Raw genomic sequence first — 3,495 nt, forward strand, 5'->3', positions numbered from 1 at the left:
AACTAGATTAAACTCGACATAGCGTCCGCGTCGGTATAATTGAAAATTCCGTTCCCGTTCGCCATACTCAGTATCGCGGCGGCGTTCCACAATTGGCACATATGCAGGCAAGAAGCTATTAGCGCAGTCTTGAGAGATCGCAAATAACTCTGACCACGTACGCGGTGCGGGAACACCGATAGAGTCGCTATATTTAGCAGCAGGCCCTTGGGGGTCAGGGCCGCGATATAATGCTCCTTGACCATCTTGATAGTCAAAGAAGATTCCACCCACACCACGCGTCTCATTGCGGTGTTTGAGATAAAAATACTCATCGCACCACAGCTTAAAAGTTGGGTATAAATCGGGACTATGTTTGTCGCAAGCTCCCTTGAGCGTATTGTGGAGATGACTGGCATCTTCAGCAAATGGATAGTAAGGGGTCAGATCCAAACCACCACCAAACCACCAAACGGGACCAGCTTCAAAGTAACGGTAGTTGAGATGAACGGTCGGAATATAAGGATTGCGCGGATGCAATACCATCGAGGTACCTGTAGCAAACCACCGATGTCCAGCCGCATCGGGACGTTGACTCAAAATCGATGGTGGTAAATGGTCTCCCCAAACTTCCGAAAAGTTTACGCCACCTTGTTCAAATACATTACCTTCCTTCATTACTCTCGATCGACCGCCGCCGCCTTCAGGACGATCCCAGCTTTCTTCTTGAAACTTACCTCCGCCATCAACGGCTTCCAAGCCTTGACAGACACTATCCTGAAATTCCCGCATGAACTGAATAATCTGACTCTTGGCATCAGCAGGGGGCAGGAAAGCATTATTTGTCTTACTGTCGGTGGAGAAAGCTGTCATATCCGCAAGGTGAATGAGGTGAGATTAAAAATATTTGTAAAAGCAGTCGTTGGCGACTATCTAGCAAAGTAGCATATTCAGGCGATCGACAGCCGATCGTTGTTACGGGAAATATACAAATTAGGTTTTAGGCTTTAGGCTTTAGGGGATAGGGAATAGTGGCTAGTGGATAGTGGATAGTGGATGGCGATTGAAAGTGTTTCCAGTCTCCCAGTCCCCCCGTCCCTACCCCTTCGGCCAAGTAAAATAAAACGTCGTACCCTTACCCAACTCCGACTCTAGTCGAATGGTACCGCCTTCGGCTTCGACGATCTTTTTGACGATCGCCAGTCCGATGCCTGTACTATCCGAGCGCTTTTGGGGATTGACGGCTTGGAAGATCCTAAACACCCGCTCTTGATGTTCTGGTGCAATGCCTGAGCCATCATCAGACACCGCAAACTCATACCAATCACCCCGCTGGGCGATCGCAATCCCAATCGTGCCAGCCTCGGAATGATGATGTTTGATACCGTTACTGACTAAGTTGACAAATACCTGAAATAATGGTAAGCGTCTGGTGGAGAACGTCGGTAGCTCGGCGGGGAGAGCGATTTTAAATGTGGGTGGTGGAGCCAGTGTATCGATGACATCTGCTAGCAATTGTGCCATGGCGACAGGTTCGATCGCATCCTCGCTGCGACCGACGCGAGCATAGTCGAGCAGTCCATCGATCGTCGCCATCATCCGATCCACACGGTTGCGCAAGAGGGTTATTTGCGTTAGGGTAGCGGCGGTGAGTTGTCCTGCCAAATCATCTTCAATCCACTGAGAAAGATTGGCAACGGCGCGCAGGGGTGCTTTGAGATCGTGGGATACCACATATACAAATGAGTCTAGCTCTCGGTTGCGCTCTTCTAGGATCGCTTGGTTTTGCTTGCGAAGGGATATATCGCGCCCTTCAGCAATCAGCTTCACAATTCGACCGTCTTCGTCAAAGAGCGGTTTGAGCGAAAAGTCCGTAATCATCACATTGCCCTTGCCATCGGGAAATTCGACTTCATAACGGATGACTTCGCCCCTAGCAGCCCGATCGATCGCGTCGATGAGTTGCTGCTGTAGCTGCGGTGAATGCGTCCACCAGCGGGTCTCCCAAAACTTGCGACCGACGAGTTCGGACGATCGAGCGGAGATCGAGTTTAATGCTGCTTGATTGACTTCTAGCAGCACGCCATCGAGATCTACTAGCCCAAGCAGCTCGAAAGTCTGATCGAACATAAACCTTCGCATCCGTTCGCTTGCCCGTAGGTCGGCTTCAATCCGTTGGCGTTCGGCTTCTTCAAGTTTGCGAGCGGTAATTTCTTGGACTACTGTATTTACGCCAATAGTGCGATTTTCTGCATCGGTTTGGGGATAAAAACTGGAGATCCACGATCGCACTACGCCAGGTTGAGCGGGATTGGTGCCACTCACCTCTAGATCGACAATTGGCTCACCCGACTCGATGACTTGGCGATAGATTGGCTCTACATCGTCAGCTAGTTCTGGTAATAGTTCGCGCAGCGTCTGCCCGATGTGCGCCGCCACCGAGGCACCATTGATCTGTGCCAACCGCTCGTTGATCCGAACGTACTTCAGATCCGTATCTATAAAGCATAATCCGATCGGAGCCGCCTGATAAATTGCTTCAATTTCGTCCAGTTGCTGCCTGATGGTAGCTTGGGCGGCGCGGGTCTGCTCTTCTTGCGCTCTGAGGGCAGCAACGGCGCGGGTTTGCTCGATCGTCGGCCAGATCTGGGCGGCGACGGTTTGGAGCAGGGCGATTTCATCCTCGCGCCAGTTCCGCACCTGGTCTGTACTGACATGTAAGGTTGCTACCCACTGATTTTCATTGAAACAGGGCATACTGACAAATGCCTGAAGTCCCAACTGTCGATAGGCTGCTAGATGGGGCACGAGCGACGGGTCGGTATGGATATTGCTAATAACTACTGATTCGCCTGCAAACAGGGCAACCTGCATGGCTGGTGGCAAGAAATCGGCGATCGCATAGACGCCCACATGACTCTCCAACCCCGCGCGATACCAGTCGCGCTCGACCGTTGCTAGCCGATCGATCCAATCTACTCCATACCATGTTGCGCGATCGAACCGCAGATATTCGCCCACACTTCTAGCCGCTTCATCTTGCAATTCATCCGCATCGGTAATTAACCGCAGCCGTCGCGTCAGTTCGTACAGGAATCTGTCATTGAGCTGGACTTGTTTGCGCTCGGTGATCTCCATCATCGTCCCAGACATCCGGCACGGCTCTCCGGCTGGATCGCACCAACAGCGTCCCTGAGTAAGAATCCAGTGACTGGTGCCATCGGAATGAACCGTGCGGTACTCCTGAGCAAATTCACCACAATTGCGGATCGCTCTTGCTGCGGCATCAGCTACCCGCTGGCGATCGTCGGGATACACGCCTGCGAGATAGGTGTCATAATTTACCACCGCACCAGGATCGAGTCCAAACAGTTCCTTGCAGCGATCGTCCCACACCAACTCCTGCCTCTGGAGATCGAAGTCCCAAGTTCCTTGTCTTGCGCCCTGAAGCGCAAGTTTGAGCCGTTCTTCACTCGATTGCCTCCGATCGGACGATCGGAGGCGATCGTCATCGAT

At 52.0% G+C, this 3,495-nt stretch carries 2 protein-coding genes; both read right to left on the reverse strand.

All coding sequences use genetic code 11. From position 1 onward, the window contains the following. Positions 1-852: oxygen-dependent coproporphyrinogen oxidase (gene hemF / locus RMO52_RS15665; RefSeq protein WP_310415929.1), on the reverse strand; the 852-nt coding region annotated here is incomplete at its 3' end. A 225-nt stretch (positions 853-1,077) separates the two neighbouring features. Then, positions 1,078-3,495 (reverse strand): PAS domain-containing protein (locus tag RMO52_RS15670; protein ID WP_310415932.1); only part of this gene is annotated, 2,418 nt, incomplete at its 5' end.

The sequence above is a fragment of the Chamaesiphon sp. OTE_8_metabat_110 genome, assembly GCF_031382685.1.
Taxonomy (GTDB): Bacteria; Cyanobacteriota; Cyanobacteriia; order Cyanobacteriales; family Chamaesiphonaceae; genus Chamaesiphon.